The sequence below is a fragment of the Salinirussus salinus genome, from assembly GCF_009831455.1.
Lineage (GTDB): Archaea > Halobacteriota > Halobacteria > Halobacteriales > Haloarculaceae > Salinirussus > Salinirussus salinus.
Genome location: NZ_WOWO01000002.1, coordinates 1,093,531 through 1,114,695, shown reverse-complemented (window position 1 = coordinate 1,114,695; position 21,165 = coordinate 1,093,531). Strand labels below are relative to the sequence as shown.

Below are 21,165 nucleotides of genomic sequence, written 5' to 3'. Positions count from 1 at the left end.
CCAGCTTCCCGTCCCGACCCGCCTACAGCGAGCGCGTGGGCACGGACAGCGTGGCCTCCTCGCCGCTGGCGACCGGGTCGGCGAGAATGGCCGAGGTGCCCGGCGTCGAGTCGACGTAGAGCGCGCTCGGGACGAAATCCAGCGGGACGCTGGTCAGCAGGTCGTCGACCAGCGTCATCGTCAGCCGGAGATTGTGGTCCGGCTCGACGACGTGCTGGAGCCCGGCGAGGTCGAATTCGACGGTCCCGGAGCCGGCCACCTCGTAAGCCATGACCTGGCCGTTGATCGGCCCGCTCGCTCCGTCCGGGCCGACGTCCTCCAGCGCCGCGAACAGCCGTGCCCTGTCGTTTGCGGCGAAGGCACCGGCCTCGACCCGGAGGGTCGGCACGCCGACGACCTCCGTGCGGCCCTCGACCGGCAGGTCGATGCTGACGGCCGTACGGTTCGAGCCCCCGCTGTCCGGCCGCTCGATGTACCAGGCGTCGAGCTCCCCCTCCTCGCCGAGGTTGTAGGTCCGCTCGGAGGCGTCGGCGGGGGGCATCGACTCGGCGGTGCGGAAGTCCCCGAGCGTGTCGTCGTAGTAGGTCACCGTCGACAGGCCCGGTGGCTCCTCGCCGCGGAGGTGGTAGTCCATCCACCCGACGACTGCGTCCGTGATCACCGAGCGCTCGGTCTCGGACTGCTCGGGACTGAAGAAGTTGTGTCCCGTGTTGTGCATCAGGAGGCGCGTCTCGACGCCGTTCTCCCGCAGCCCCCGGAAGTTGGCGAACACCTGGTTGGGCGGGAACAGGCGGTCCTGCCAGCCGCTGATGAACAGCGCGGGCGTGTCTATCTGGTCGATAAAGGTGACCGCCGACCGGCTCCGGTAGTACTCCCGTTCGGCCTCGTTCATCGTCCCGCTCCGGGCGATGCTCTCGCCGATCTCGACCGCTTCGGCGTCGAGGTTGCCGTCCTGTTGCCCGGATACCCGCAGTGGGAGCTGCCAGCCCTCCTTGAGGACGCCGTTTGGCGCCAGCGACTGGGCGAGGTTGTGCCAGGTGATCCGCGGGATGAGCGCGTCGAGGCGGTCGTCCGCGGAAGCGAGCCGCAGCTGGATGCCGCCGCCGTAGGAGAACCCGTCCATCCCGACCCGGGGGTCGTCCTCCCCGTCGGTCATGACGATGTCGCGGTCGGCCAGCCAGGAGACCAGCGCCGCGGCGTCCTGCTGCTCGTTGGGTCCGGTCGAGGAGACCTGTCCGCCGGACTCGCCGAAGCCACGGGAGTCATACGCCAGAGCCACGTAGTCGTTGGAGGCGTACAGCGACGCCTGCGGGTCCCGGTCCTGTCGGGTTCCGCCCCAGCCGTGGGTCATCAACACTGCCGGCTGTGGCTCCTCGACCCCCGGGTCGTACAGCGTCGCGACGATGGTCGTCCCGTCGAACGAGTCGATCTCGACGCGCTCGGTCGTGAACTCGCCCTCGCTCTCACCCTCCTGTGCTGCTACCGGATCGGAGACCGCCGACAGTGCTCCCGCTCCGACTCCGGCGGCGACCCCCACCGACGCCAGGAACCGACGCCGCGTGAGGCCGATCGACTGTGCTAGACTGTCACTGTCTGTCATGGCCTCTCCATGCGTTGCCAGTCATAAAAGATTATTTACAACCTACGTCGAGCCATCAGCTACAGAGGTGTTTCATCCTGTCCGGGTGTGGGGAAACACCACCGCATTGCTCTTCACCCGTCCTCACGTATCCCGGGCACGGACCGACGCTGTCGGTCGACACTCACAGCCATGTCAGACCCAGAGACTGACCCGGGGACAGCGGACGACAGCGGGACCGACGAAAACCGCGACGACGGGGAGACCGAGCGGACGACGATCCGCCAGGGACGGGCCTACGAGGAGACCTTCCGGCTCGACGCCGCGGAGGCCGGCCGGTTCCTGGTCGACGTGGGCGAACAGCTCAAAGAGGGCGGCGAGCTGACACTGACCACCGACGAGTGGGAACTCCCCTTTGCCTTCGGCGAGCCGGTCTGCCTCGAAGTGGACTTCGACGGCGTGGACGACCCCGAACTCGAGATCGAGGTGGAGCTGCCGGGACGGACCGACGAGCGCGCGCCCGGCGTCGAGTGACTACCGCGTGGCCGCTCGCCAGGTCTTGAGGTCGACGACCTGCCCGTCGACCTCGGCGGCGGCCGCCTCCGTGGCGGCCCACTCGAACTGACCGGCGACGCTCTCGGGCTCCCGGCCCTGGCCGTCCGTCAGTTCCGTCGCGACGACCCCGGGGTCGACGACGCAGACGACCTGCTCCAGGTCGGCGGCGAATCCCCGGGCCAGCGCCTCCGCAGCGGCCTTCGAGACGCCGTAGGAGCCGTAGCCGGGACGGGACTCCCGCGCCACTTCGCCAGAGGAGACCAGTACCCGGGCATCGTCGGCGAGGTGGGGCAGCGCCTCCCGGACGGTCGCGAACACTCCGCGGACGTTGGTCCGGAGGTGGTCGTCGACTGCGGCGTAGGACTCCTCCTGGAGCGGCGTCTTGCCGGGGTCGCCGTGGTAGACGCCGGCGTTGGCGACCACGACGTCTATCCTCCCGCCCTCGCGTGCGGCGGTGTCCATGACCCGCTCGACGTCCCACTCGTCGCGGACGTCGGCCCGGACCCCGGTCGCCGTGCCGCCGCGCTCCTGGATGTCCCCGATGACCTCTTCCAGGGCGTCCGTGCTGCGGGCACACCCCACGACGTGCGCGCCAGCGTCCCCGAACGCCCGCGCGACGGCGGCGCCGATCCCTCGGCTCGCTCCCGTGACGACGGCGGTCTGTCCGTCCATACACAGGAGTTGGGCGGGAGCGACTTAGGTCGGCGGGTCGGTCCGGCGCCGGTCTGCCACCGGTCGAGCGGGGCCGCGCTGGCCGCCCGAAACGGCCCGTTTATTGGGACTCGTTCCTAACCGTGGACCGATGACACGGCTCTCGGAGTCGACGGTCGCGGTCGTCGGTGGCGGCTTCGGCGGGCTGTCCGCCGCCTGCTATCTCGCGGACGCCGGGCTGGACGTCACACTCCTCGAAAAGAACGACCAGCTCGGCGGCCGTGCCAGCCGCCTCCAGCGCGATGGGTTCACCTTCGACATGGGCCCCTCGTGGTATCTGATGCCCGACGTCTTCGAGCGCTTTTTCGGGCACTTCGGGCGCTCGCCCGAGGACTTTTATGAGCTCGAACCGCTGGACCCCCACTACCGCATCTTCTTCAAGGACGGCGACCGGGTCGACGCCCGCGGCGACGGCGACCACATGCGGGAGGTCTTCGAGTCCTACGAGCCCGGCGCGGGCGCGGCCTTCGACGAGTATCTGGAGACCAGCCAGCACCACTACGAGACGGCGATGGAGAAGTTCGTCTACGAGGACCGCTCGCGGCTGCGGGACTGGGTCGACCCCGACGTGATGCGCGCCGCCCCGATCGGCCTCCGGCTCGTGGGCTCGATGCAGAGCCACGTCGAGAACTACTTCGACCACCCCAAGCTCCAGCAGATCATGCAGTACACGCTGGTCTTCCTCGGCGGGGCACCGCACAACACGCCCGCCCTCTACAACATCATGAGCCACGTCGACTTCAACCTCGGCGTCTACTACCCCCGCCCGAAGGAGTCGACGGAGCGGGGCACCGGAACCGGCGGGATCGGCGCAGTCGTCGACGGGGTGGCCGAGCTGGGCGACCAGCTCGGGGTGACCTACGAGACCGGCACGGAGGTGACGGGGATCACACGCGCGAAGGAGGGCTTCGTCGTCGACACCGTCGACGGCGAGTACCGGCCCGACTACGTGGTCTCGAACGCCGACTACGCTCACACCGAACGGGACCTGCTCCCGACCCACGAGCGCCAGTACGACGACGACTACTGGGACTCCCGGACCTACGCCCCCTCCGCCTTCCTCATCTACATGGGCGTCGAGGGCGACGTCGACCCGCTCGAACACCACACGCTCGTCCTCCCCGAGGACTGGGACAGCCACTTCGAGGCCATCTTCGAGGAGCCGGGCTGGCCCGACGAGCCCGCCTACTACCTCTGTGTCCCCTCCGAGACCGACGATGCGGTCGCCCCCGAGGGCCACTCGAATCTCTTCGTACTCGTCCCCATCGCGCCGGCTCTGCACGACGGCGACGAGATACGGGGGGAATACCGCGAGAAGATCCTCGCGGACATCGCCGACAACACCGGCGTCGACCTCCGGGACCGGGTCGTCGTCGAGGAGCAGTTCGCGGTCTCGGATTTCGTCGAGCGGTACAACGCCACCGACGGGACCGCGCTGGGACTCGCCCACACGCTCCGCCAGACAGCGCTGTTGCGCCCCTCGAACCGCTCCTCGGCGGTCGACGGGCTCTACTTCACTGGCTCCTTCACGACGCCCGGTATCGGCGTCCCGATGTGTCTGATAAGCGGCGAACACGCGGCCGAAGCGCTGCTCGACGAACAGGGATGAAGACCAACCAGCAATGAGACGGGCCCACCAGGGAGCGGACGCGGGATGAGCGACGTCGGCGAGCGGCTGGCGGCGTTTGCCCCTTCCGACCAGTCGTTTTTCGGTTACCTGTTCTGGCTCTCGCGGCCCCGCTTCTGGCTGTATCTCGCCGGCCCCGTCGTCGTCGGCGTCGTCTACGCCGCCGACTCCCCGGCGGAGTTCTTCCAGCCGCTCGCGCTCGCGCTGTTCGCGTGGTTTCTGATTCCCGCGAACCTGTTTCTGTACGGTGTCAACGACATCTTCGACGTCGATATCGACGAGAAGAATCCCAAGAAAGGCGAGGGCGGCCGGGAGGTCCAGTACACCGGCGACGGGATCGTCGTGATGGTGGTCTACCTGGCCGGTGCCGTCGGGACCCTCTTCGGCTTCGCGCTCACCATCCAGGGGATCTACGCGCTCGCCGCGTTCTACTTCCTCGCGGTGGAGTACAGCGCCCCGCCGCTGCGGTTCAAGACCACGCCCTTCCTGGACTCGCTGTCGAACGGGCTGTACGTCCTGCCGGGCGTGGTCGCCTACATCGCCATCGCCGGGGAATCCCCGCCGCTCCTGGCCGTGGCCGGCGGCTGGCTGTGGACGATGGGGATGCACACCTTCTCCGCGGTCCCGGACATCGAACCCGACCGCGAGGCCGGTATCGACACCACCGCGACGGTGCTCGGCGAGCGCCCGACGCTCGTCTACTGTGGGGCGGTCTGGCTCGCCGCCGCAGTCCTGATGGGCCTGCTCCACCCCTTCCTGGGCGCGGTCTTCGGAGCCTATCCCGTCCTGACGGTCCTCTTTGCGCTCTCTTCGGTGTCGGTGGACCGCGCGTACTGGTGGTTTCCGGTCATCAACACGGTCGCCGGCGCGGCCCTGACGATGGGCGGGGTCTGGGTGGTTCTGAATGGGTGAGCCCGCGCGCCGCCGGCCACCCGGGGGTAACCGGCGATGAGCGAGGGGGTGGTCGCCTCGGCACGCTCTGTCGACCGCCGGGACGTCGAGGCGTTGCTCGACCGGCTGGTCCGGAACAACCGCTTTACCATCGCCGTCGTCTTCCCGGTGACCGGGGCACTCCTGCTGCTCGCGAGCGCCGAAGGGCTGCTCCCCGAGGTGCTCTCGTTCAACCCGTATCTGGTCCTGCTCGGGACGGTGGTGATGCGGCTTCCGCTGGTCGGCGGGCTCGCCCCCCTCCTCGACCGCCGGGCAGCGCTGGCACTGGGCGCGCTCGTGGCCTACGCCTACGGGATCGAGGCCGTCGGGCTCGCGACCGGGTGGCCCTACGGGGAGTTCTCCTACGGGGTCGCGCTGGGGCCGACCCTCGGCGGCGAGCTTCCCCTGGGACTCCCGGTCTTTTTCCTCCCGCTGGTGCTCAACAGCTACCTGCTCTGTCTCCTCCTGCTCGGCGAGCGGGCGAACAACCCCACAGTCAGGCTCGGGACGGTCATCGCCGCGGTCATCGCGGTCGACCTCGTGCTCGACCCCGGCGCGGTCGCGCTCGGGTTCTGGTCGTACGCGGAGGGGGGATACTACGGCGTCCCGCTGAGCAACTACGCCGGGTGGGTGCTGAGTGCGACGGTGTCCGTCCTGGCTGTCGACCTGGCGTTCAGCCGGGCGGCCCTGCTCGCTCGCGTGCGCGAGTGCCCGTACGTGCTCGACGACCTGGTGAGCTTCGTGTTGCTGTGGGGAGGAGTCAACGCCTTCTACGGGGCGTGGGTGCCGGTCGCAGTCGCGGGGCTGTTCGCGGTCGGGCTGGTCCGCCTCGACCGCTTCGACTTCCGGGTCTGGGAGCGGGTCGCCGGCCGGCAGTCAGGATAGTCGGGAACGGGAAGGCGAACGCGGCTCCGACCTACTCCGGGTGGGGGACGTGGGGACCCTCGTCGGCCCCGGGGGTCTCGCCGTCGCTGGTCGGGACGGCGCTGACCCGCCGGAACACCGAGACAGGGTCCTTGAGCCGGCGCCAGTGCCACCAGGTCTTCGCGACCGTCCACAGCTTGCGGCGCCGCGACAGCGACGGCCGGCGGGTCAGCACGTCGAAGTTCCGGTCGCGCACCAGCCGGTGGTGCTCGGCGTACAGCACCGCAGCCAGCAACACGGCGAACTGGCAGTCCTCCGGGAGGTACTCGATGCCCGCCACGCCCTCGCGGTACTTGTTCTCGGTGCGCAGAAGCTCCGCCCGGACCGCAGCCCGGAACTCCGGGGTGGGCTCGCAGTTCCGGATCTCCTCGACGCTCGACCCGTGGGCCTCCAGGGTCTCCAGAGGGAGGTACACCCGGTCGAGTTCGCGGATGTCCTCGCGGACGTCGCGGATGAAGTTGGTGAGCTGGAACGCCTCGCCCAGCGTGCCGGCGTGTGGGTGGGCGGCCTCGGGGTCGTCCGGTTCCATGATCGCGGTCATCATGTGCCCGACCGCGGCCGCGGAGCCGCGGGTGTACCCTGCGAGGTCCTCGCGGGTCTCGTAGCGGTCGGTGTCGATGTCCGCCTGCATGGCGTCGATGAACTCCTCGACCTCCCGGTCGGGGATACCGTTGCGCTCGCGGAGTTCGGCGAAGGCGTCGACGACCGGTTCGTGCGCCTCTGTCTGCCCGAGAGCCGCCTCGCGGATCTCCTCGAGCCGCCGGCGCTGTTCGTCGGGGCGCAGGCCGTTGTCGCCGTCGACTACCTCGTCCGCGATCCGGAAGAAGCCGTAGAGTACGTACGTCTGCTCCCTGATCCGCGTCGGGAGCAGACGGGTCGCATAGTAGAAGGTCTGGCCGGTCCGTTTGTGGATGGCCTTCCCTTCGGTGAGCTGGGACTCGTCCACACCTCTCCTAACGGGCTCCTGGTACTAAGTTAGTTACCCAATGCGTTTGGGTACCCGCCCGCATGCGGGGCCACGAGCGAGGGACGCGCGACCCGTTCGGGGTGCACTTTTATTTCAGCCCCCCGACTATCCCCGACCATGTCACGCCTGCTGGTCGGCACGGACGGACCGGAGACGAGTGAACGACTCCTCGGTTACCTCTCGGATGCGCTCGGGGCCGACGACGAGGTCTGTATCGTCACCTCCGAGCCCGGCGGCGACGAGACCACGAGCGACGAGATGGCCACAGGCGAGGAAGCCCTCGACATCCTGCAGGAGGGGCTGGGGGAGGCCGTCGTCGAGCGCCACCAGTTCGTCCGCGGGAACGAGCCGATCGAGGACCTGCTGGCCGCGGCCGACGACTTCGACGCCGACGAGTACGTCATCGGCATCCGCAAGCGCACCCCCGTGGGGAAGATGGTCTTCGGCTCGACCGCTCAAAACCTCCTGCTCGAGGCCGACCGGGCCGTCCGGTGTGTCCCGCTCATCGAGTGACGCGGGACGGCGTCCGGACCGGCCTGGCCGGTGCGCGCCGCGACTCCGGCCGTCGGACGTGTCGTGCACAACTGTTTTGCACCCGCTCCGCGGACTGTTGGGTATGCGCGAGAACCTCGCCACCGCCAGTGACCTGCTCGCATCGGCTGCAGACGACGCCGGCGACCACGCCGGCCGGCTCCGCGAGCTGAGCGACCAGCTCGGCTCGCTGGCCGAGGGGGACCGCGACGTCGACCACGGCCGGCTCGCACGGATCCAGTCCGGGCTCGACGAGATCCAGCCCGACCTGGACGACGACGCCGCCGCGACCCTCGACGAGGCCAACGACGAGATCAACGCCTTCCGGGAGACGATCGAGGGCGTCTAGACTACTTTTTGCTTCGTCGGGTCTCGCACTCGCGCCGGCAGGCGCGAGGCGGACCCTCCTCGCAAAAACATAGTGAAAAAGGCTGCTCGCGCTCGGTAGAGCGCTCGCAGGGAACCGCGGCGCGAAGCGCCGCGGATGCTTGTTGTAAGCCTACCCTTCCCCGGCCCGGCGCGCGACGGGACGCGCGCCGGGCCGCCGCCGACGGGCCACCCCTGGTAGGCCGCCGCCGACCGCTCCACCGCCGACTGCTTCGCCGCCGACCGCTCCACCGCCGACCACGCTGCCGACCGCTCCACCGCCGACTGCTTCACCGCCGACCGCTCCGCGGATGGCTGTCCTTACCGCTCGTCGAACAGGTGTTCCGCGAGCATCGGCACGAACGTCCCGATGTCGGTGACCATCCCGACCGCCTGGGCGCTGCCCCGGTCCAGTAGCTGGGTGACCGTGGCGGGGTTGATGTCGACGCAGACGGTCTTGGTCGTGGAGGGGAGGCAGTTTCCCACTGCGACCGAATGGAGCAGCGTCGAGAGCATGAGGACGAGGTCGGCCTCGTGGGCCTGCCCGCGGATCGCGTTCTGGGCCTCGACGGCGTCGGTGATGGTCTCGGGCAGCGGGCCGTCGTCGCGGATCGACCCCGCGATCACGTAAGGGGCATCGTTCCGGACGCACTCGTACATCACGCCCGAATCCACCAGCCCCTCCTCGATGGCCGCCTCGATGCCGCCCGCGCGGATGACCTCGGAGATGGTGTAGATGTGGTGTTTGTGGCCCTTCCGGGGGTGGTCGAGGCTCTCGGTGTCCATCCCGAGCGAGGTGCCGTAGAGGTCCCGCTCCAGGTCGTGGACGGCGAACCCGTTCCCGGTCGAGAGCATGTCGACATAGCCCTCCCGGACCAGCCGTGCGAAGTCCTCGCGGGCTCCCGAGTGGATCAGCGCCGGGCCACACACGGCCAGGACCTTCCCGTCCTTCGCCTTGGTCTCGGCGATGGCCTCCGCGATGTTCGAGATGGTCGTCTCGGAGGGGCGTTCCGACGAGACACCACCCTGCATGAAGCCGAAGGCGCCGTCCCGTCCGCGGGGGCGCTCCGGCGGGCGCACGCGGATGCCGGCCTCGCCGGTCACCACCGTGTCGCCCTCCTCGATGGCGTTGAGTACCTCCGTGTACGCGCGCGGCCCGTCGCCGTCGCGCTCGACGATGACTGCACAGTCCATCTCGATGTTCTCGACGGGGAGCCACTCGCCGTCGACCCGGATGTCGGTCGGGTGATTGGTCGTCGAGTAGAACCCCTTGGGGACGACCTGGTCGGCCGGCGCCGGCTCGAGGCGGGCGTCCTCCGGGTCGGAGGGGTTCGCGCCGTTCTGGTGGAGTTCGTGGATGATCGACTGGAGGTGGTCCGGGTCGTCGGCCTCCACCACCAGCCGGGCGTAGGACTCCTCGGTCTCGTGTCGACCGATGCGGAACTCCTCGACCTCGAAGGAGCCGCCCATGTCCATGATGATGCCGAAGCAGGTCCCCATCATCCCGGAGTCGATGATGTGACCCTCGAGTTCGACCTGACGGGACGCCATACCACTGCCAGATGGGGGACGCTCAAGACCGTTTTGGGGCCCCGTTACTCCGGGCACCCTCCCTGTCCTCGGCTCAACGCTCGGTCCGGCAGTCGACCCGCCACTCCGTATCGCCCCGTCCGACGAGGCGCTCGTAGAAGGCCCGTAGCCCCGCCGGCTCGGTCTCGGGGAGGACGTGCAGCCCGACGCGGCCGTCCCGGACCGAGACCCGGAAGACGTCACCCGTCCCCTCGTCCCGGACGAGGTACACCGGCATCGGCAGGTCGTAGTAGTCCCCGAAGCGGTACGGCCCCGCATCCAGGACCGCCTCGACGAGGGCGACCAGTGCAGCATCCCCGTGGTCGGCCGACGGGGTCAGCCGGAAGACCGTCGACCCCTCGTAGGTAACTCCCTCGTCGTACGGGTAGCGCCGCTCGGGGCGGACGGGGATCTCGAAGCCGTTCCCGGGGTCGTCGTCCCCAGCCCCATCGCTCGCTGCCGGGTCGCCGGCCATCACCGTCGGGTAGGGCGGCTTCCCTCTTAGTCCCGTGGGCGACACGCCCGCTCGCGGCGAGTCGGGGGGCCGGCCCATCCGCCGCCGACTACGATGCACGGGCTTGTAGTGGGTCCGCGCCCGAGACCTCGCCATGACGCTCCCGCCGTCGCTGTCGGTGCCGGGGCTTGCGCTCGTCGGTGCGACCGCCGGCCTGCTCGCGACGCTGGTCATGGACGTCCCGATGCGCGCCCTGCTCGCCGAGGGAATGACGCCCCCGTTCGTCGCCGCCGGCGCGCTGACGGGGTCGGACACTGCCGACGCATCCCGTCGTGTCGCCCTCGCCGTCCACTACGGCTCCGGAACCGCCGCCGGCCTCACCTTCACGGCGCTGACGCTGCTCGCGGCGACCCTCGGCGCGCCCGGCCCCGCGGTCGCCGGCATCCCGGTACTCGCGCTCGCCGTCGCCGCGCTCGTCCAGCTACCTGTGATGGTCGCCTTCTTCTCCTACTTCGTGCTCCCGCGGTACGGGACCGTCGCTCCGGGGCGCGTCCCGCAGGTCCGGCGGGAGTGGCTCGTCTCCGCGGCGGTCTACGTGGCGAGCGTCGCGGCCCTGTTCCCGGCGCTGGTGTGGCTCGTCGGGTAGCCGTCGGGAGGGACCTCTCACCGCGAGTGCGGGGGCCCGCCACCCTCGTCGTGCCGTGCCGGAACAGCCACGCGCTCGCCCGACTGTCGCGCCCGCCGGCGGTGCCTCTATACGACGGCGACCCCAACACAGCCCGTGACAGACGCCGACCACCCGGTACTCTACCCGAACGCTGGCGACGGCTCCGACGCCAGCGACGACCCCGACGGCGACGACGCCGCCCCTATCTCGCGCCGGGGGCTGTTGGGCGCGACGGCCGCGGCCGGCGCCGTCGCGACGGCCGGCTGCGCGTCCGGGGACGACGCCGGGACCCCCGGAGCCGTCGAGGGCGCGCCGACGGTGTTCGTGTTCAACACCGGGGACGGCAGCGTCAGCGTGGTCGACGCCGAAACCGACGAGGTCGTCGGGACGCGGGCCGCCGGCGTGACCTCGTCGTTCCCCTCGAACCAGTTCTCCCCGCGGCTCGTCGACAGCCCCGACGAGCACCTCTGGATCAACGCCGACCGCGGGGTCCGGGCGCTGGCCGCCGACTCGCTCTCGGAGGCGACCCGGGTCGGAACCGGCTCGGGCGCCAACTGGCTCGAACGGACGCCCGACGGCGCCCACCTCCTCGTCAGCGCCCGGGAGCCGGCCCACACCCAGTACCGCGTCGATGTCGACCCCGACTCGGAGCGCTTCGGCGAGGTGACCGGCGAGATCGACCGGACGCCCGAGGGTGGCCGCGGGCGAAACGAGGGGCCCGGCCCCTGCGACGTGACGGTCCACCCCGACGGCGAGGTGGCCTACGTCCCCGACCTCTTCGGGGACACGCTGACCGTCATCGACGTCGAGGCCTTCGAGATAGCCGGGCAGGTCGAGGTGTCGCCGGCCGGGAGCGGCCCGGCCGCGCCGTGGATGGGGACCGCCGCCTGGGACGGGGAGACGCTGCTCGTCGAGCACGACGAGGGAGCGACCGGTACCGAGAGCATCTGGGACGTCAGCGACCCCCTCGAACCCCGCGAGCGGGTCAGGCTGACCGCCGAGGACGGCCTCGGCGAGCGGCCGCTGACCAGCGAGGTCGGCCCCGACTCCGAGACCGGCTACGTCTTCACGCCCGGGTCGAACGACGTGACCGTTCTCGACCTGGCCGCTGGCGAGGTCCGCGACCGGATCGACCTCGGGGGGTCGGCGTTCGTCGGGACCTGGGGCCCCGACCGCGAGCGCCTGTACGTCCCCGTCCAGACCGAAGACGAAGTGGCGGTTATCGACCACGCGGCCGGCGAGGTGACGGCGCGGCTGGCGGTCGGCCCCCGACCCTACGGAGCCACAGCGGCGACCGTCCGACCCGCCGAGAGCGCGGCGTCGGAGCCGGCGCAGGCGCTGCGGCGGCTGGCCTTCCGCCACGGCGACAGCGGGACGACCTACTGTCTGGGCAACTGCGCCTGCGGCCACCGGCTTTGAGGGTCGTGTTTCGTTACGCAGTCGCGTTGCCAGTGGTACTGAGACCAGCAAGAAAGCCGCCGGCCCCTTTCAGTCCCGCCCGGCCTAGACAGCCGAATCGGGCGGGACTGAAAGGGGCGACCTGTTCGACGACGGCGGGCGACGCAAGGACCGCAGCCGACCGACGGGAGGCGAGGACCGCAGCGAGCCCCCCGAGTCGAACAGGTCGGGGCTTTCTTGCTGTACTGACCGGTAATCCTGCTAAAATAAACACTACTGCCCCGAGTCGCGGGCGACTTATGCCGGTGGCGCCCCACTCGCCGGTATGTGCGGGCGCTATAGCCTGTTCGCGCCGCCGGAGGTCGTCGAACGGCGGTTCGACGCCATCTTCCGCGAGGAGTTCCAGCCACGCTACAACGCGGCCCCGCGACAGTCCCTCCCGGTCATCGGCGACGACCGCGACGGCGAGGTCCGGACCATGGAGTGGGGGCTGGTCCCGTCGTGGGCCGACAGCCGCGACGACGGCGGCTTCATCAACGCCCGCGCGGAGACCGTCGCCGACAAGCCCAGCTTCCGGGACGCCTTCCGCCGGGAGGAGGGCGGCCGGTGTCTCGTCCTCGCCGACGGCTTCTACGAGTGGGTCGAGGAGGAGGGCGGCAAACAGCCCTACCGGGTGACGCTGGCCGACGAGCGCCCCTTCGCGATGGCGGGCCTGTGGACGCCCTTCGAGCCCGCGACCGAGCAGACTGGGCTGGCCGACTTCGGCGCGGACGCGGGCGGCGACGGACCCGGCGACCCCGGCGGACCCGACCCCGTGGAGACCTTCACTATCGTCACGACCGAGCCCAACGCGACCGTCGCAGAGTTGCACCACCGGATGGCCGTGGTCCTCCCCGAGGGCCGCGAGCGCGAGTGGCTGCGCGCGCCCGCCGGGGAGGCCGCCGACCTCCTCGAACCCTACGACGGCGAGATGCGGGCCTATCCCGTCTCGGAGGCGGTCAACGACCCGAGCAACGACACCCCGGCGGTGACGGAGCCGCTGTCGGAGTGACGGGCCGGTTCCGAACTCCGGGACCGGGTAGACCCGTCAGATATTGACCACCAGCACCGGAACGGAGCCGTTCTCGACGACGCGCTCGGTCGTGCTCCCCAGCGCCTCGACGCCCTGTCGCCCGGTCCGGCCGTGGGTTCCCATCACGACGAGGTCGATGCCGCTGTCCTGGGCGTACTCGACGACGGTCCGGTGTGGGATCCCCTCCTCGCAGACCGTCCTGGCGGTCAGCCCGGCGTCCTCGACTGTCACCGCCACGTCGTCGAGCGCGCGCTCGCCTTCCTCCTGCAGCGACCGCCGCACTTCCTCCTTCGAGCCCTCGTCGGCCGCCATGATGTGCCGTTTGTCGACGACGTAGAGCCCGTGGACCGTCGTCCCCTCCTCCGCGATGGCCAGCGCGTGGTCCAGTACCTCGGCGGTGCCGGAGCTCCCGTCGGTCGGCACGAGAATGTCGTCGTACATACCGCGACGTGATAGCGGGGGGCACAAAGAGCCTACCGGTAACCCGGGGTGGGGTGCCGCCCCGGCGGTCCTACCCGCCGGTGAAGGAGGGGTGCTTCGAGACGTACCGCGGGAGGTACCGCGAGCGCTGGGGGAGGTCGGCCACGTCCTCGCGGACGGTCTCCTCGAGTTCGGCCAGGGTCATCTCGCGCTCCTCGTCGGCGATGCGGACGTTGACGCCCATCCGGTCGCTCTCGATCTCGTCGTTGCCGACGACGATGTAGTAGGGTACCCAGTCGGTCTCGGCGCCGGCGATCCGCTTGCCGACGGACTCGTCGCGTTCGTCGATGTCCACCCGAACCTCGGCCTCTTCGAGGTGGTCGGCGAGCTCGTCACAGTACTCGAGGTGTTCGTCGGGGTTCACGGGAATGAAGCGGACCTGCGTCGGCGAGAGCCAGGTGGGGAGCTGTGGGGTGTCCATGTCCGCGGTCTCCTCGAGCAGGGCGGCCATCACGCGCTCGATGCCGCCGGAGGGGGAGTAGTGGAGGATCGGGGGGTTGTGGGCGCCCTCGCTGTCCATGTATTCGATGTCGAAGCGCTCGGCGCTCTCGACGTCGATCTGGACCGTCGGGTTCTCGATGGGCCGGCCCAGGCTGTCGATGGCCGCGAAGTCGATCTTCGCCGACCAGTAGTGGTGCCGTTCGGGGATGACTTCCAGCAGCGCGGGCTTGCCGAGCTCGTCGACGACCTCCTGCACCCAGGCCTCGTTGTCCTCGTAGAACTCCCGGGTCATCCGGATTGCGGGCTCGTAGTTGATGTCGAGGTCCTCGGAGGTCTGGAGGGCGAGCTTGGCCTGGGCCATCAGCTCCTCGCGGGCCTGGTCCATGTCCTTCGTCGCGGTGTGCATGTCCGGCATCGTGAACGCGCGCAGGCGCTTGAGCCCCGCGACCTCCCCCTGCTGTTCGCGCCGGAAGGAGTAGGTCGACATCTCGTAGACCCGGAGGGGGAGGTCGTTGACCGAGATGTGCATGTCGCGCATGATCGAGAACTGGCCGAAACACGCGGCAAACCGCAGCATCATCCGGCGGTCGCCGGACTCGAAGCGGTACTGCCGCTCCCCGAACTTCCCGGCGTGTTCGTTGATCGACCGGGCGCCTAGGTCGTACATGATCGGGGTCTCGACGGGCATCCCGCCGTAGTCGACGACGAGGTCGTCGACGTAGTCCATCAGGGCGTCCCGGATGAGCTTCCCGCGCGGGTAAAAGCGGAGGTTCCCGACGTCGGAGAGTTCGTCGTAGCCCACGAGCTCCTTCTCGCGCATCAGCTCGATGTGCGGGGGCTCCTCGCCGGGGCTGGCCGTGACGTCCTCGACCTCGTCCTCGATGAAGGCCCGCATGTCAGGGCTCGTCTCGGCTTTCGCGTCGAGGGCGTCGGCCGTCGTGCCGTCGGGACGCATGACCAGCCAGTCGCTGGGTTCGCGGTCCGGTTCGTCCTCCCCTTCCTCGTCGCGGTGGGCGGCGACGTGTCGGGAGAGCTCCGAGAGCGGGTGACCCTTGCAGGAGACCTCGAAGGACTTGTACCAGCCGAAGGGCGCCCGGAGAACCTCGTACTCCTCGCTCATCGCCGCCTCCAGATTCTGCATGACGGTCGTGGCCGAGTCGGGGCTCGCCAGGTCGTCGCTGAGGTGGGCGTACGGGTAGAGGACGACCCGGTCGGTGTTGAGCTGGCCGGTCACGTCGTCGATCTCCGCCAGGGCGTTCTCGACCACCCCATCGAGGTTCTCCTCGTCGTCGGACTCGACGCTGATGAAGACGGTGACACACTCCTCCATCCGTCCCTCCAGCGGGACGCCCTCCCGCTCGGCGAGGTCCTCTGAGACCTCCTCGCGGGCCTCGAACTCCAGATGGTCGGAGTGAATGAACAGCAGTCGCATACCCCACCAAACCCGATGGCCGGTAAAAAGCGTGCCGGATGGGAGGTCTGCCCTCTCGCCGGCGCCGGGGACGCTCCGGCGGCGCACTGGGTGTCGTACTCGAACGGTCAGCTGGTCTCGGACGGTACCGTCTTCCTGCAGGCCGCCGCGTCTCCTTAGCCCTCCCCTGCTGCATCGGGGAGTTGTCCGCAGGCGTTCCCGGGTACGACACACTTACCGAACATTGGGAACTCGTAACAATTGGCTTACGACTCCGTCCCGTCGAGCATGAGGCTTCTCGCCGTCGGCGTTCTCTTGGTTCTGGCTGTCGGGATGCTGGCCGGCCCACCTGCGGCGTTTGGTGGAGGGCCCGATGCGACTGGTAGTCCGTCAGTGACTGGGACACAGCTGTCGACGGTGGCAACCACGGGCACAGACCTCACTTTGCAGATGGACGACGCCGAAAAGGAAGAGGAAGAGGAAGAGGAAGAGGAAGAGGAAGAGGAAGAGGAAGAGGAAGAGGAAGAGGAAGAGGAAGAGGAAGAGGAAGAGGAAGAGGAAGAGGAAGAGGAAGAGGAAGAGGAAGAGGAAGAGGAAGAGGAAGAGGAAGAGGAAGAGGAAGAGGAAGAGGAAGAGGAAGAGGAAGAGGAAGAGGAAGAGGAAGAGGAAGAGGAAGAGGAAGAGGAAGAGGAAGAGGAAGAGGAGAACACCGGGCAGGATGAGGATGGTGAAGACGCCGACGAGCACAGCGACGATACGCCCCGAAAAGATCCCGACCGTAACAAGCGGGAGAACGACCCCGACGCGGGTACTGAGGACACCGGACAGGACAGCCACGACGAGACCGACCGGGACCGTCGCGACGAGAGCGATACTGACAGTGGCGAGGACAGGACCGCCGAGAACGGCGCTGACCGGGGCAGTGATGCTGATGCCCGGGACGACACCGGGGAGGGCGAGCCGGATACTGAAAACAAAAGAAAAGGTGAAGGTTCAGACGGCGCCCCTTCAGAGGAAACGCCAGCGAGGGTGACGGCACCGACGACAACTCGAACGCCGACCCCAGCACCGACACCGACGCCGATCCCTACACAGACGTCAACCCCAGCACCGACCGCAACTCCAGCACCGACGCCGACCCCAGCACCGACGTCGACGCCAACACCAACGCCGAGCACGACGCCAGCACCGACCCCTACACAGACGTCAACCCCCGCACCGACGCCGACACCGACCGCGGCCCCACCACCGACGCCAACACCAACGCCGACACCGACCGCGACCCCACCACCGACGCCAACACCAACGCCGACACCGCCCCCGACCTCAGCATCGACACCCGCACCGACGCCGACCCAACCACCGACAACACCGGCGGCTCCGGGCTCGGAGGCGACGCCAGCGCCAGCTTCGGCGCCGACGCTGAGCGACTCTGCGCCTGAGGCCGGGATTTCGACCCCGACGTCGACGACAGCCGCAACGCCACGGAACGCGTCCGCGGTGTCGGTCGTCGACGTCGGTGGACTGGCCGACTGGGTCCGGTCCGGCCGGACGACGAATGTCATCGCGACGGTGGTCAACCACGGTGACAGACCCGGATTCAAGACGCTTGCTGTGACCGTCGACGGCGTTCGAGTAGCCGAACGGACCGTCACGGTCCAGCCCGGCGAGCGCCGGACCGTCCCACTCGAGTTCGAGGCAAGACCAGGTACCGTCGCAGTCGAGGGGACGACAGTCGGTCGGCTCACGGTCAGTGAGAGCTACGAGCAACAGCGGGGAACACCGACCGATGAAGCGGCCGAAGCGGGCCGGGGGTGGACTCTCTCGGCTGGCACGCTCGTGGCCTTCCTGGCGGTGGCTGGCGCTGGTATCCTGTTCGGGCGCTACCGATAGCGAGCGTCGCGTTCGCAGGCTGCCTGCCCACCCCGGGCGCTCCCTCCGTGAGTCTCCCTCGGTCCCGCGCGACCGCGCTGTCCTTCATGGCTGATGGGCTCTCTCCTTCCGTGGCGGCTTACCACTCGCCTGCGCACCGGACGAATGGTTTTGAGGGGAAGCAGCGTAGTACACCCATGACAGTCCGAACCGAACCCCGGTTCCCGACAGTCACCGGCGAGACGCTCACCGGCCGGACGCTCGAGCTGCCGGGGGATTTTGGCGCGCCGCTGAACCTCGTGTTCGTCGCCTTCCGCCGGCGCCAGCAGGCCGAGGTGGACAGCTGGCTGCCGGCCGCCGCGGCCGTCGAGGCGGAGTTCGAGGGCGTGCGCTACTACGAGCTGCCCGTCATCTCCCGGCTGTACGCCCCGGCCCGGCGGTTCATCGACGGCGGCATGCGCGCCGGGGTCGCCGACGCCGATGCCCGCGACCGGACGGTCACCGTCTACACCGACAAGCGCGTCCTCCGCCGCGCGCTCGACATCGACACCGAATCCCGGGTCCACGCCGTCCTCGTCGACCGCGACGGGGCGGTCTACTGGCGCGCGGCCGGCCCGAAGACGGCGGCGGCGGTCGACCGGCTGCGCGAGACCGTCGCGTCGCTGCGGTGAGTGTCACCACAACCCCTTTGCGCGCCCCGGGCACACGCTCCGTATGGCACTCCCGACCGGGGCGCTCGTCGTCTTCGCGCTGGTCGGCGTCGCCGTTGTGCTGTTCGTCCTCGAACCGGTCCCGCCGGATATCACCGCGATCGGTGTGCTGGTCTCGCTGGCCGTGCTGGAGCCGCTCACGCAGGTGCCGGCCACCGAGGCTATCGCCGGCTTCGCCAGCCCGGCCGTGGTCACCATCGTCGCGATGTACATCCTCAGCAGCGGGCTCGAACGGACTGGTGTCGTCGGCTGGCTCGGCGGCCGGCTCGCCCGCTTCACACGGGGCAGCGAGCGCCGCCTGCTCGGTGCGACCACCGCCTCGACTGGCGTGTTCGCCGGCCTCGTCAACAACACGCCCGTGGTCGCGGTCTTCGTCCCGGTGGTGACCGGGCTGGCCGACGACATCCACGTCTCTCCCTCGAAGTTCCTGTTGCCGCTCTCCTTCGCCGCGATGCTCGGGGGGACGCTGACGCTCGTGGGCTCGTCGATCAACCTGCTCGCCAGCGACGTGCTCCGCGAGGCCGTCGGCCGCCCGCTCGGTATGTTCGAGATCACCCCCGTCGGCGTGGTCGTGCTCGTCGCCGGCCTGGCATACCTCCTGACGGTCGGCTACCGGCTGACCCCCGCCCGCCGCGCCCCGCGGGCCGACGTGGTCGAGAGCTACGGGCTCGGCCGGCGGCTCGCGCAGGTCCGGGTCCGGGAGGGCTCGCCGCTGGTCGGCCGGACCCCGACGGAACTCTACCTCGACGAGACGCTGGGTTTCGACTTCGACCTCGACGTCCTCCAGGTCGACCGCCGGCGCGAGCGTGTCGTCGAGGACAACGAGGAGGGGCTGCGGTCCCGGACGGTCACCGACAGCTACATCGCGGGCAGCGGCCAGCGGGTCGCCGCGGGCGACGTACTCACCGTCCGGGCCAGCCGGCAGGAGGTCAACCGTTTCGCGGAGGCCTACGACCTCCGCCAGCTCCCGCGCGAGCGGGTCGAGAGCGAGGACCTCGAAGGGGCCCACCCCGGGATCCTGACGGAGGTGGTCGTCCCGCCGTCCTCGGGGCTGGTCGGCACGACGCCGACGGAGGCCCGCCTGGCCGAGCGATTCCGCACCCAGGTGCTCGCGCTCCGGCGCGGCGGGACGGTGACCACCGCTGACCTCGCGGACCGCCCCATCGAGACCGGCGACACGCTGTTGCTCCGGACGACCGAACCCTCGGTCGATTTCCTCCGCGAGGAGGGCGACGTGATCCCCGTCAGCGACCGCTCTGACGCGGCAGCCGATACGATAGCCGACGCCGACAGAGCCGCCGGCCTTGCCGCCGACCTCGATGCCGGCCCCGGCGATGCCGACGGCTCGAGTGACACCGGCGACGGGGTCGGCCTGCGTGCCCCACTGTCGGTCGGCATCCTGCTCGGGGCGGTCCTACTCGCGGCGGCGACGCCGCTCGCCATCCCGGTGACCGCACTGGGCGGGGTGGTCGCCATGGTCGTAACCGGCTGTCTGAACGCCAACGAGGCCTACGACGCGGTCAGCTGGAACGTGGTCTTCCTCCTGGCGGGCATCCTCCCGCTGGGGGTTGCGCTCCAGCGCACCGGCGGCGCGGCGGTCCTCGGCGAGGCCATCGGCGGTCTGACCGGGGGGCTCCCGCCAGTTGCGGCGCTGGGGGCCGTCTACCTGCTCGCCGCCGGGGCGGCGTCGGTCGTCACGCCCGTGGCGACGGTCGTGTTGCTCGGGCCGGTCGCGGTCGACACCGCGGCCACCATCGGCGCGTCGGCCCTGCCGTTCGTGCTCTCGGTGCTTTTCGGCGCCAGCGCCGCCTACATCTCCCCCATCGGCTACCAGACCAACCTGATGGTCTACGGGCCCGGCGGCTACCGCTTCACCGACTACACCCGGGTCGGCCTCCCGCTCGTTGCGCTGCTCGCGGTCGTCTCCACGGCCACTATCGCCCTGTTGTACGGCGTCTGAGCCGTCCCTGACTCCGAAGACCTCTCGCCTGCCGTTCCGGGCCGTACCGTTCCCTCCTGTCAGGTCTCTTCCTCTTTCAGCTGCTCGAGCTCGGCGTCGACCTCGGCCTCGTCGACGTCGGGGACCTCGGCGTCGACGTCCTCCGGGTCGACGTCGGCTCCGGCCCCAGAGCCGGTCCCGGCGGGCTCGGTGCCTCCGGCGGGTTCCGTCTCGGCCTCGACGTCCTCCTCGTCGTCGGCCATCTCGGCTTTCAGCGTCTCCAGTTCCCGCTCGGCCCCGCTCTGCTCCGAGAGCTCTTCGAGCTCGTGGTCGAGCTTGCTCTTCTCGGAGACGCCGTCCTCGAGCGCCCCGGTCTCCCGGAGTTCATCAAGCGCCGCGGCCCGGGCCTCCATCTCCTCGGTGCGCTCTTCGGCGCGCTCGATTGTCCGGGTGACTTCGTCCATCTCGTCGCCGGCGCCGGTGATCGCCTCCGAGACGCGGGCGTTGGCCTCGGCGGCCTCGTAACGGGCCTTCATCGTCTCCTTGCGCGTGCGGAACTCCTCGATGCGCTGCTGGAGCTGCTCTTTCTTCTCGACGAGGTCGTCCTGGTTGCGCTCCAGGTCCCCGATCTGGGCCTCGAGCTGCTCGATCTGGCTCATCTTCTGCTTTTTTTTCTCCAGCGCCCGCCGTGCGAGGTCGTCGCGGTCCTGGCGGACCGCCTCGCGAGCCTGTTCGTTGTGGCGCTCGACGTTGTCCTCGAGGCGCCGTTTCTGGATCTCCAGCCGCTTCTTCTGGGTGGTGAGGTCGGCGATCCCCTGTTTGACGTCCTGGAGTTCGTCGCGGAGCTGCTCGTAGGAGTAGTCGAGCGTCTGGGTCGGGTCCTCCGCCCTGTTCACCAGGGCGTTGAGTTTCGACCTGATGACGTAGGACGCACGCGAGAGTATTCCCATACACCCGTTTGG

General features: G+C 69.6%; 20 protein-coding genes. 12 read left to right on the top strand and 8 right to left on the bottom strand.

Annotated elements, in window-relative coordinates:
- Positions 1-22: 22 nt before the first annotated feature.
- Positions 23-1,600 carry a CocE/NonD family hydrolase gene (locus GN153_RS09005; RefSeq protein WP_159901851.1) on the bottom strand — a complete coding sequence of 526 codons (1,578 nt, stop codon included), beginning with the start codon at positions 1,598-1,600 and terminating at the stop codon, positions 23-25.
- A gap of 171 nt (positions 1,601-1,771) precedes the next feature.
- On the opposite strand from GN153_RS09005, the gene GN153_RS09000 reads away from it, so the two are divergent.
- Positions 1,772-2,113 carry an amphi-Trp domain-containing protein gene (locus GN153_RS09000; RefSeq protein ID WP_159901849.1) on the top strand — a complete coding sequence of 114 codons (342 nt, stop codon included), beginning with the start codon at positions 1,772-1,774 and terminating at the stop codon, positions 2,111-2,113.
- On the opposite strand, the gene GN153_RS08995 is transcribed toward GN153_RS09000, so the two are convergent.
- Positions 2,114-2,806, bottom strand: a complete 693-nt coding sequence (locus tag GN153_RS08995; RefSeq protein WP_159901847.1) for an SDR family NAD(P)-dependent oxidoreductase — start codon at positions 2,804-2,806, stop codon at positions 2,114-2,116.
- A gap of 130 nt (positions 2,807-2,936) precedes the next feature.
- Between GN153_RS08995 and GN153_RS08990 the strand changes: the two genes are divergently transcribed.
- Genes GN153_RS08990 through cruF form a run of 3 tightly spaced genes read left to right on the top strand, consistent with a single transcriptional unit; the run spans position 2,937 to position 6,287 of the window.
- Positions 2,937-4,454, top strand: coding sequence for a phytoene desaturase family protein (locus GN153_RS08990; protein ID WP_159901845.1), 1,518 nt, complete (start codon positions 2,937-2,939; stop codon positions 4,452-4,454).
- 45 nt (positions 4,455-4,499) lie between these two features.
- A complete protein-coding gene (locus GN153_RS08985; RefSeq protein ID WP_159901843.1) occupies positions 4,500-5,384 on the top strand; it encodes a prenyltransferase in 885 nt (294 codons plus the stop codon).
- A gap of 36 nt (positions 5,385-5,420) precedes the next feature.
- Positions 5,421-6,287, top strand: a complete 867-nt coding sequence (gene cruF, locus GN153_RS08980; RefSeq protein WP_159901841.1) for a bisanhydrobacterioruberin hydratase — start codon at positions 5,421-5,423, stop codon at positions 6,285-6,287.
- A gap of 31 nt (positions 6,288-6,318) precedes the next feature.
- Here cruF and GN153_RS08975 read toward each other — a convergent pair whose 3' ends face one another.
- Positions 6,319-7,272 carry a phytoene/squalene synthase family protein gene (locus tag GN153_RS08975; protein ID WP_159901839.1) on the bottom strand — a complete coding sequence of 318 codons (954 nt, stop codon included), beginning with the start codon at positions 7,270-7,272 and terminating at the stop codon, positions 6,319-6,321.
- A 138-nt stretch (positions 7,273-7,410) separates the two neighbouring features.
- Here GN153_RS08975 and GN153_RS08970 point away from each other — a divergent pair, with 138 nt between their 5' ends.
- Positions 7,411-7,806 (top strand): universal stress protein, encoded by a 396-nt coding sequence (locus GN153_RS08970; RefSeq protein WP_159901837.1) that lies wholly within the window; start codon positions 7,411-7,413, stop codon positions 7,804-7,806.
- A gap of 103 nt (positions 7,807-7,909) precedes the next feature.
- Entirely contained in the window at positions 7,910-8,173 is a 264-nt protein-coding gene (locus GN153_RS08965; protein WP_159901835.1) for a DUF7553 family protein, read from the top strand.
- A gap of 338 nt (positions 8,174-8,511) precedes the next feature.
- On the opposite strand, the gene GN153_RS08960 is transcribed toward GN153_RS08965, so the two are convergent.
- Together GN153_RS08960 and GN153_RS08955 are read right to left on the bottom strand one after the other, a co-directional pair.
- Entirely contained in the window at positions 8,512-9,741 is a 1,230-nt protein-coding gene (locus GN153_RS08960; protein WP_159901833.1) for an ornithine cyclodeaminase, read from the bottom strand.
- 73 nt (positions 9,742-9,814) lie between these two features.
- Positions 9,815-10,234: a hypothetical protein gene (locus GN153_RS08955; protein ID WP_159901831.1), complete on the bottom strand. Its 420-nt coding sequence runs from the start codon at positions 10,232-10,234 to the stop codon at positions 9,815-9,817.
- Between the two features lie 133 nt (positions 10,235-10,367).
- Here GN153_RS08955 and GN153_RS08950 point away from each other — a divergent pair, with 133 nt between their 5' ends.
- From GN153_RS08950 to GN153_RS08940, 3 genes are all read left to right on the top strand, one after another.
- Positions 10,368-10,859, top strand: a complete 492-nt coding sequence (locus GN153_RS08950) for a hypothetical protein (protein ID WP_159901829.1) — start codon at positions 10,368-10,370, stop codon at positions 10,857-10,859.
- Between the two features lie 135 nt (positions 10,860-10,994).
- Positions 10,995-12,299: a hypothetical protein gene (locus GN153_RS08945; protein ID WP_201287836.1), complete on the top strand. Its 1,305-nt coding sequence runs from the start codon at positions 10,995-10,997 to the stop codon at positions 12,297-12,299.
- A gap of 304 nt (positions 12,300-12,603) precedes the next feature.
- Positions 12,604-13,329 carry an SOS response-associated peptidase gene (locus tag GN153_RS08940; protein WP_159901827.1) on the top strand — a complete coding sequence of 242 codons (726 nt, stop codon included), beginning with the start codon at positions 12,604-12,606 and terminating at the stop codon, positions 13,327-13,329.
- A 36-nt stretch (positions 13,330-13,365) separates the two neighbouring features.
- Here GN153_RS08940 and GN153_RS08935 read toward each other — a convergent pair whose 3' ends face one another.
- Positions 13,366-13,791 carry a universal stress protein gene (locus tag GN153_RS08935; RefSeq protein ID WP_159901825.1) on the bottom strand — a complete coding sequence of 142 codons (426 nt, stop codon included), beginning with the start codon at positions 13,789-13,791 and terminating at the stop codon, positions 13,366-13,368.
- A gap of 70 nt (positions 13,792-13,861) precedes the next feature.
- Complete coding sequence (locus GN153_RS08930) at positions 13,862-15,703, bottom strand: threonine--tRNA ligase (RefSeq protein WP_159901823.1); 1,842 nt, start codon at positions 15,701-15,703, stop codon at positions 13,862-13,864.
- A 267-nt stretch (positions 15,704-15,970) separates the two neighbouring features.
- Between GN153_RS08930 and GN153_RS17500 the strand changes: the two genes are divergently transcribed.
- The 3 genes from GN153_RS17500 (at position 15,971) to GN153_RS08915 (ending at position 20,224) form a co-directional block, all read left to right on the top strand.
- Positions 15,971-17,575 carry a hypothetical protein gene (locus tag GN153_RS17500; RefSeq protein WP_201287835.1) on the top strand — a complete coding sequence of 535 codons (1,605 nt, stop codon included), beginning with the start codon at positions 15,971-15,973 and terminating at the stop codon, positions 17,573-17,575.
- A 176-nt stretch (positions 17,576-17,751) separates the two neighbouring features.
- Positions 17,752-18,225, top strand: coding sequence for a hypothetical protein (locus GN153_RS08920; RefSeq protein WP_159901821.1), 474 nt, complete (start codon positions 17,752-17,754; stop codon positions 18,223-18,225).
- 43 nt (positions 18,226-18,268) lie between these two features.
- On the top strand, positions 18,269-20,224 hold the full coding sequence (locus GN153_RS08915) for an SLC13 family permease (protein WP_159901819.1): 1,956 nt from the start codon (positions 18,269-18,271) through the stop codon (positions 20,222-20,224).
- Between the two features lie 59 nt (positions 20,225-20,283).
- Here GN153_RS08915 and GN153_RS08910 read toward each other — a convergent pair whose 3' ends face one another.
- Positions 20,284-21,153, bottom strand: coding sequence for a PspA/IM30 family protein (locus tag GN153_RS08910; RefSeq protein ID WP_159901817.1), 870 nt, complete (start codon positions 21,151-21,153; stop codon positions 20,284-20,286).
- Positions 21,154-21,165: the final 12 nt, after the last annotated feature.

Excerpts from the sequence above, each read along its gene's own strand:
- GN153_RS09005 (WP_159901851.1), bottom strand. The coding sequence starts at position 1,600 with ATGACAGACAGTGACAGTCTAGCACAGTCGATCGGCCTCACGCGGCGT.
- GN153_RS09000 (WP_159901849.1), top strand. The coding sequence starts at position 1,772 with ATGTCAGACCCAGAGACTGACCCGGGGACAGCGGACGACAGCGGGACC.
- GN153_RS08995 (WP_159901847.1), bottom strand. The coding sequence starts at position 2,806 with ATGGACGGACAGACCGCCGTCGTCACGGGAGCGAGCCGAGGGATCGGC.
- GN153_RS08990 (WP_159901845.1), top strand. The coding sequence starts at position 2,937 with ATGACACGGCTCTCGGAGTCGACGGTCGCGGTCGTCGGTGGCGGCTTC.
- GN153_RS08985 (WP_159901843.1), top strand. The coding sequence starts at position 4,500 with ATGAGCGACGTCGGCGAGCGGCTGGCGGCGTTTGCCCCTTCCGACCAG.
- cruF (WP_159901841.1), top strand. The coding sequence starts at position 5,421 with ATGAGCGAGGGGGTGGTCGCCTCGGCACGCTCTGTCGACCGCCGGGAC.
- GN153_RS08970 (WP_159901837.1), top strand. The coding sequence starts at position 7,411 with ATGTCACGCCTGCTGGTCGGCACGGACGGACCGGAGACGAGTGAACGA.
- GN153_RS08965 (WP_159901835.1), top strand. The coding sequence starts at position 7,910 with ATGCGCGAGAACCTCGCCACCGCCAGTGACCTGCTCGCATCGGCTGCA.
- GN153_RS08960 (WP_159901833.1), bottom strand. The coding sequence starts at position 9,741 with ATGGCGTCCCGTCAGGTCGAACTCGAGGGTCACATCATCGACTCCGGG.
- GN153_RS08955 (WP_159901831.1), bottom strand. The coding sequence starts at position 10,234 with ATGGCCGGCGACCCGGCAGCGAGCGATGGGGCTGGGGACGACGACCCC.
- GN153_RS08950 (WP_159901829.1), top strand. The coding sequence starts at position 10,368 with ATGACGCTCCCGCCGTCGCTGTCGGTGCCGGGGCTTGCGCTCGTCGGT.
- GN153_RS08940 (WP_159901827.1), top strand. The coding sequence starts at position 12,604 with ATGTGCGGGCGCTATAGCCTGTTCGCGCCGCCGGAGGTCGTCGAACGG.
- GN153_RS08935 (WP_159901825.1), bottom strand. The coding sequence starts at position 13,791 with ATGTACGACGACATTCTCGTGCCGACCGACGGGAGCTCCGGCACCGCC.
- GN153_RS08930 (WP_159901823.1), bottom strand. The coding sequence starts at position 15,703 with ATGCGACTGCTGTTCATTCACTCCGACCATCTGGAGTTCGAGGCCCGC.
- GN153_RS17500 (WP_201287835.1), top strand. The coding sequence starts at position 15,971 with ATGAGGCTTCTCGCCGTCGGCGTTCTCTTGGTTCTGGCTGTCGGGATG.
- GN153_RS08920 (WP_159901821.1), top strand. The coding sequence starts at position 17,752 with ATGACAGTCCGAACCGAACCCCGGTTCCCGACAGTCACCGGCGAGACG.
- GN153_RS08915 (WP_159901819.1), top strand. The coding sequence starts at position 18,269 with ATGGCACTCCCGACCGGGGCGCTCGTCGTCTTCGCGCTGGTCGGCGTC.
- GN153_RS08910 (WP_159901817.1), bottom strand. The coding sequence starts at position 21,153 with ATGGGAATACTCTCGCGTGCGTCCTACGTCATCAGGTCGAAACTCAAC.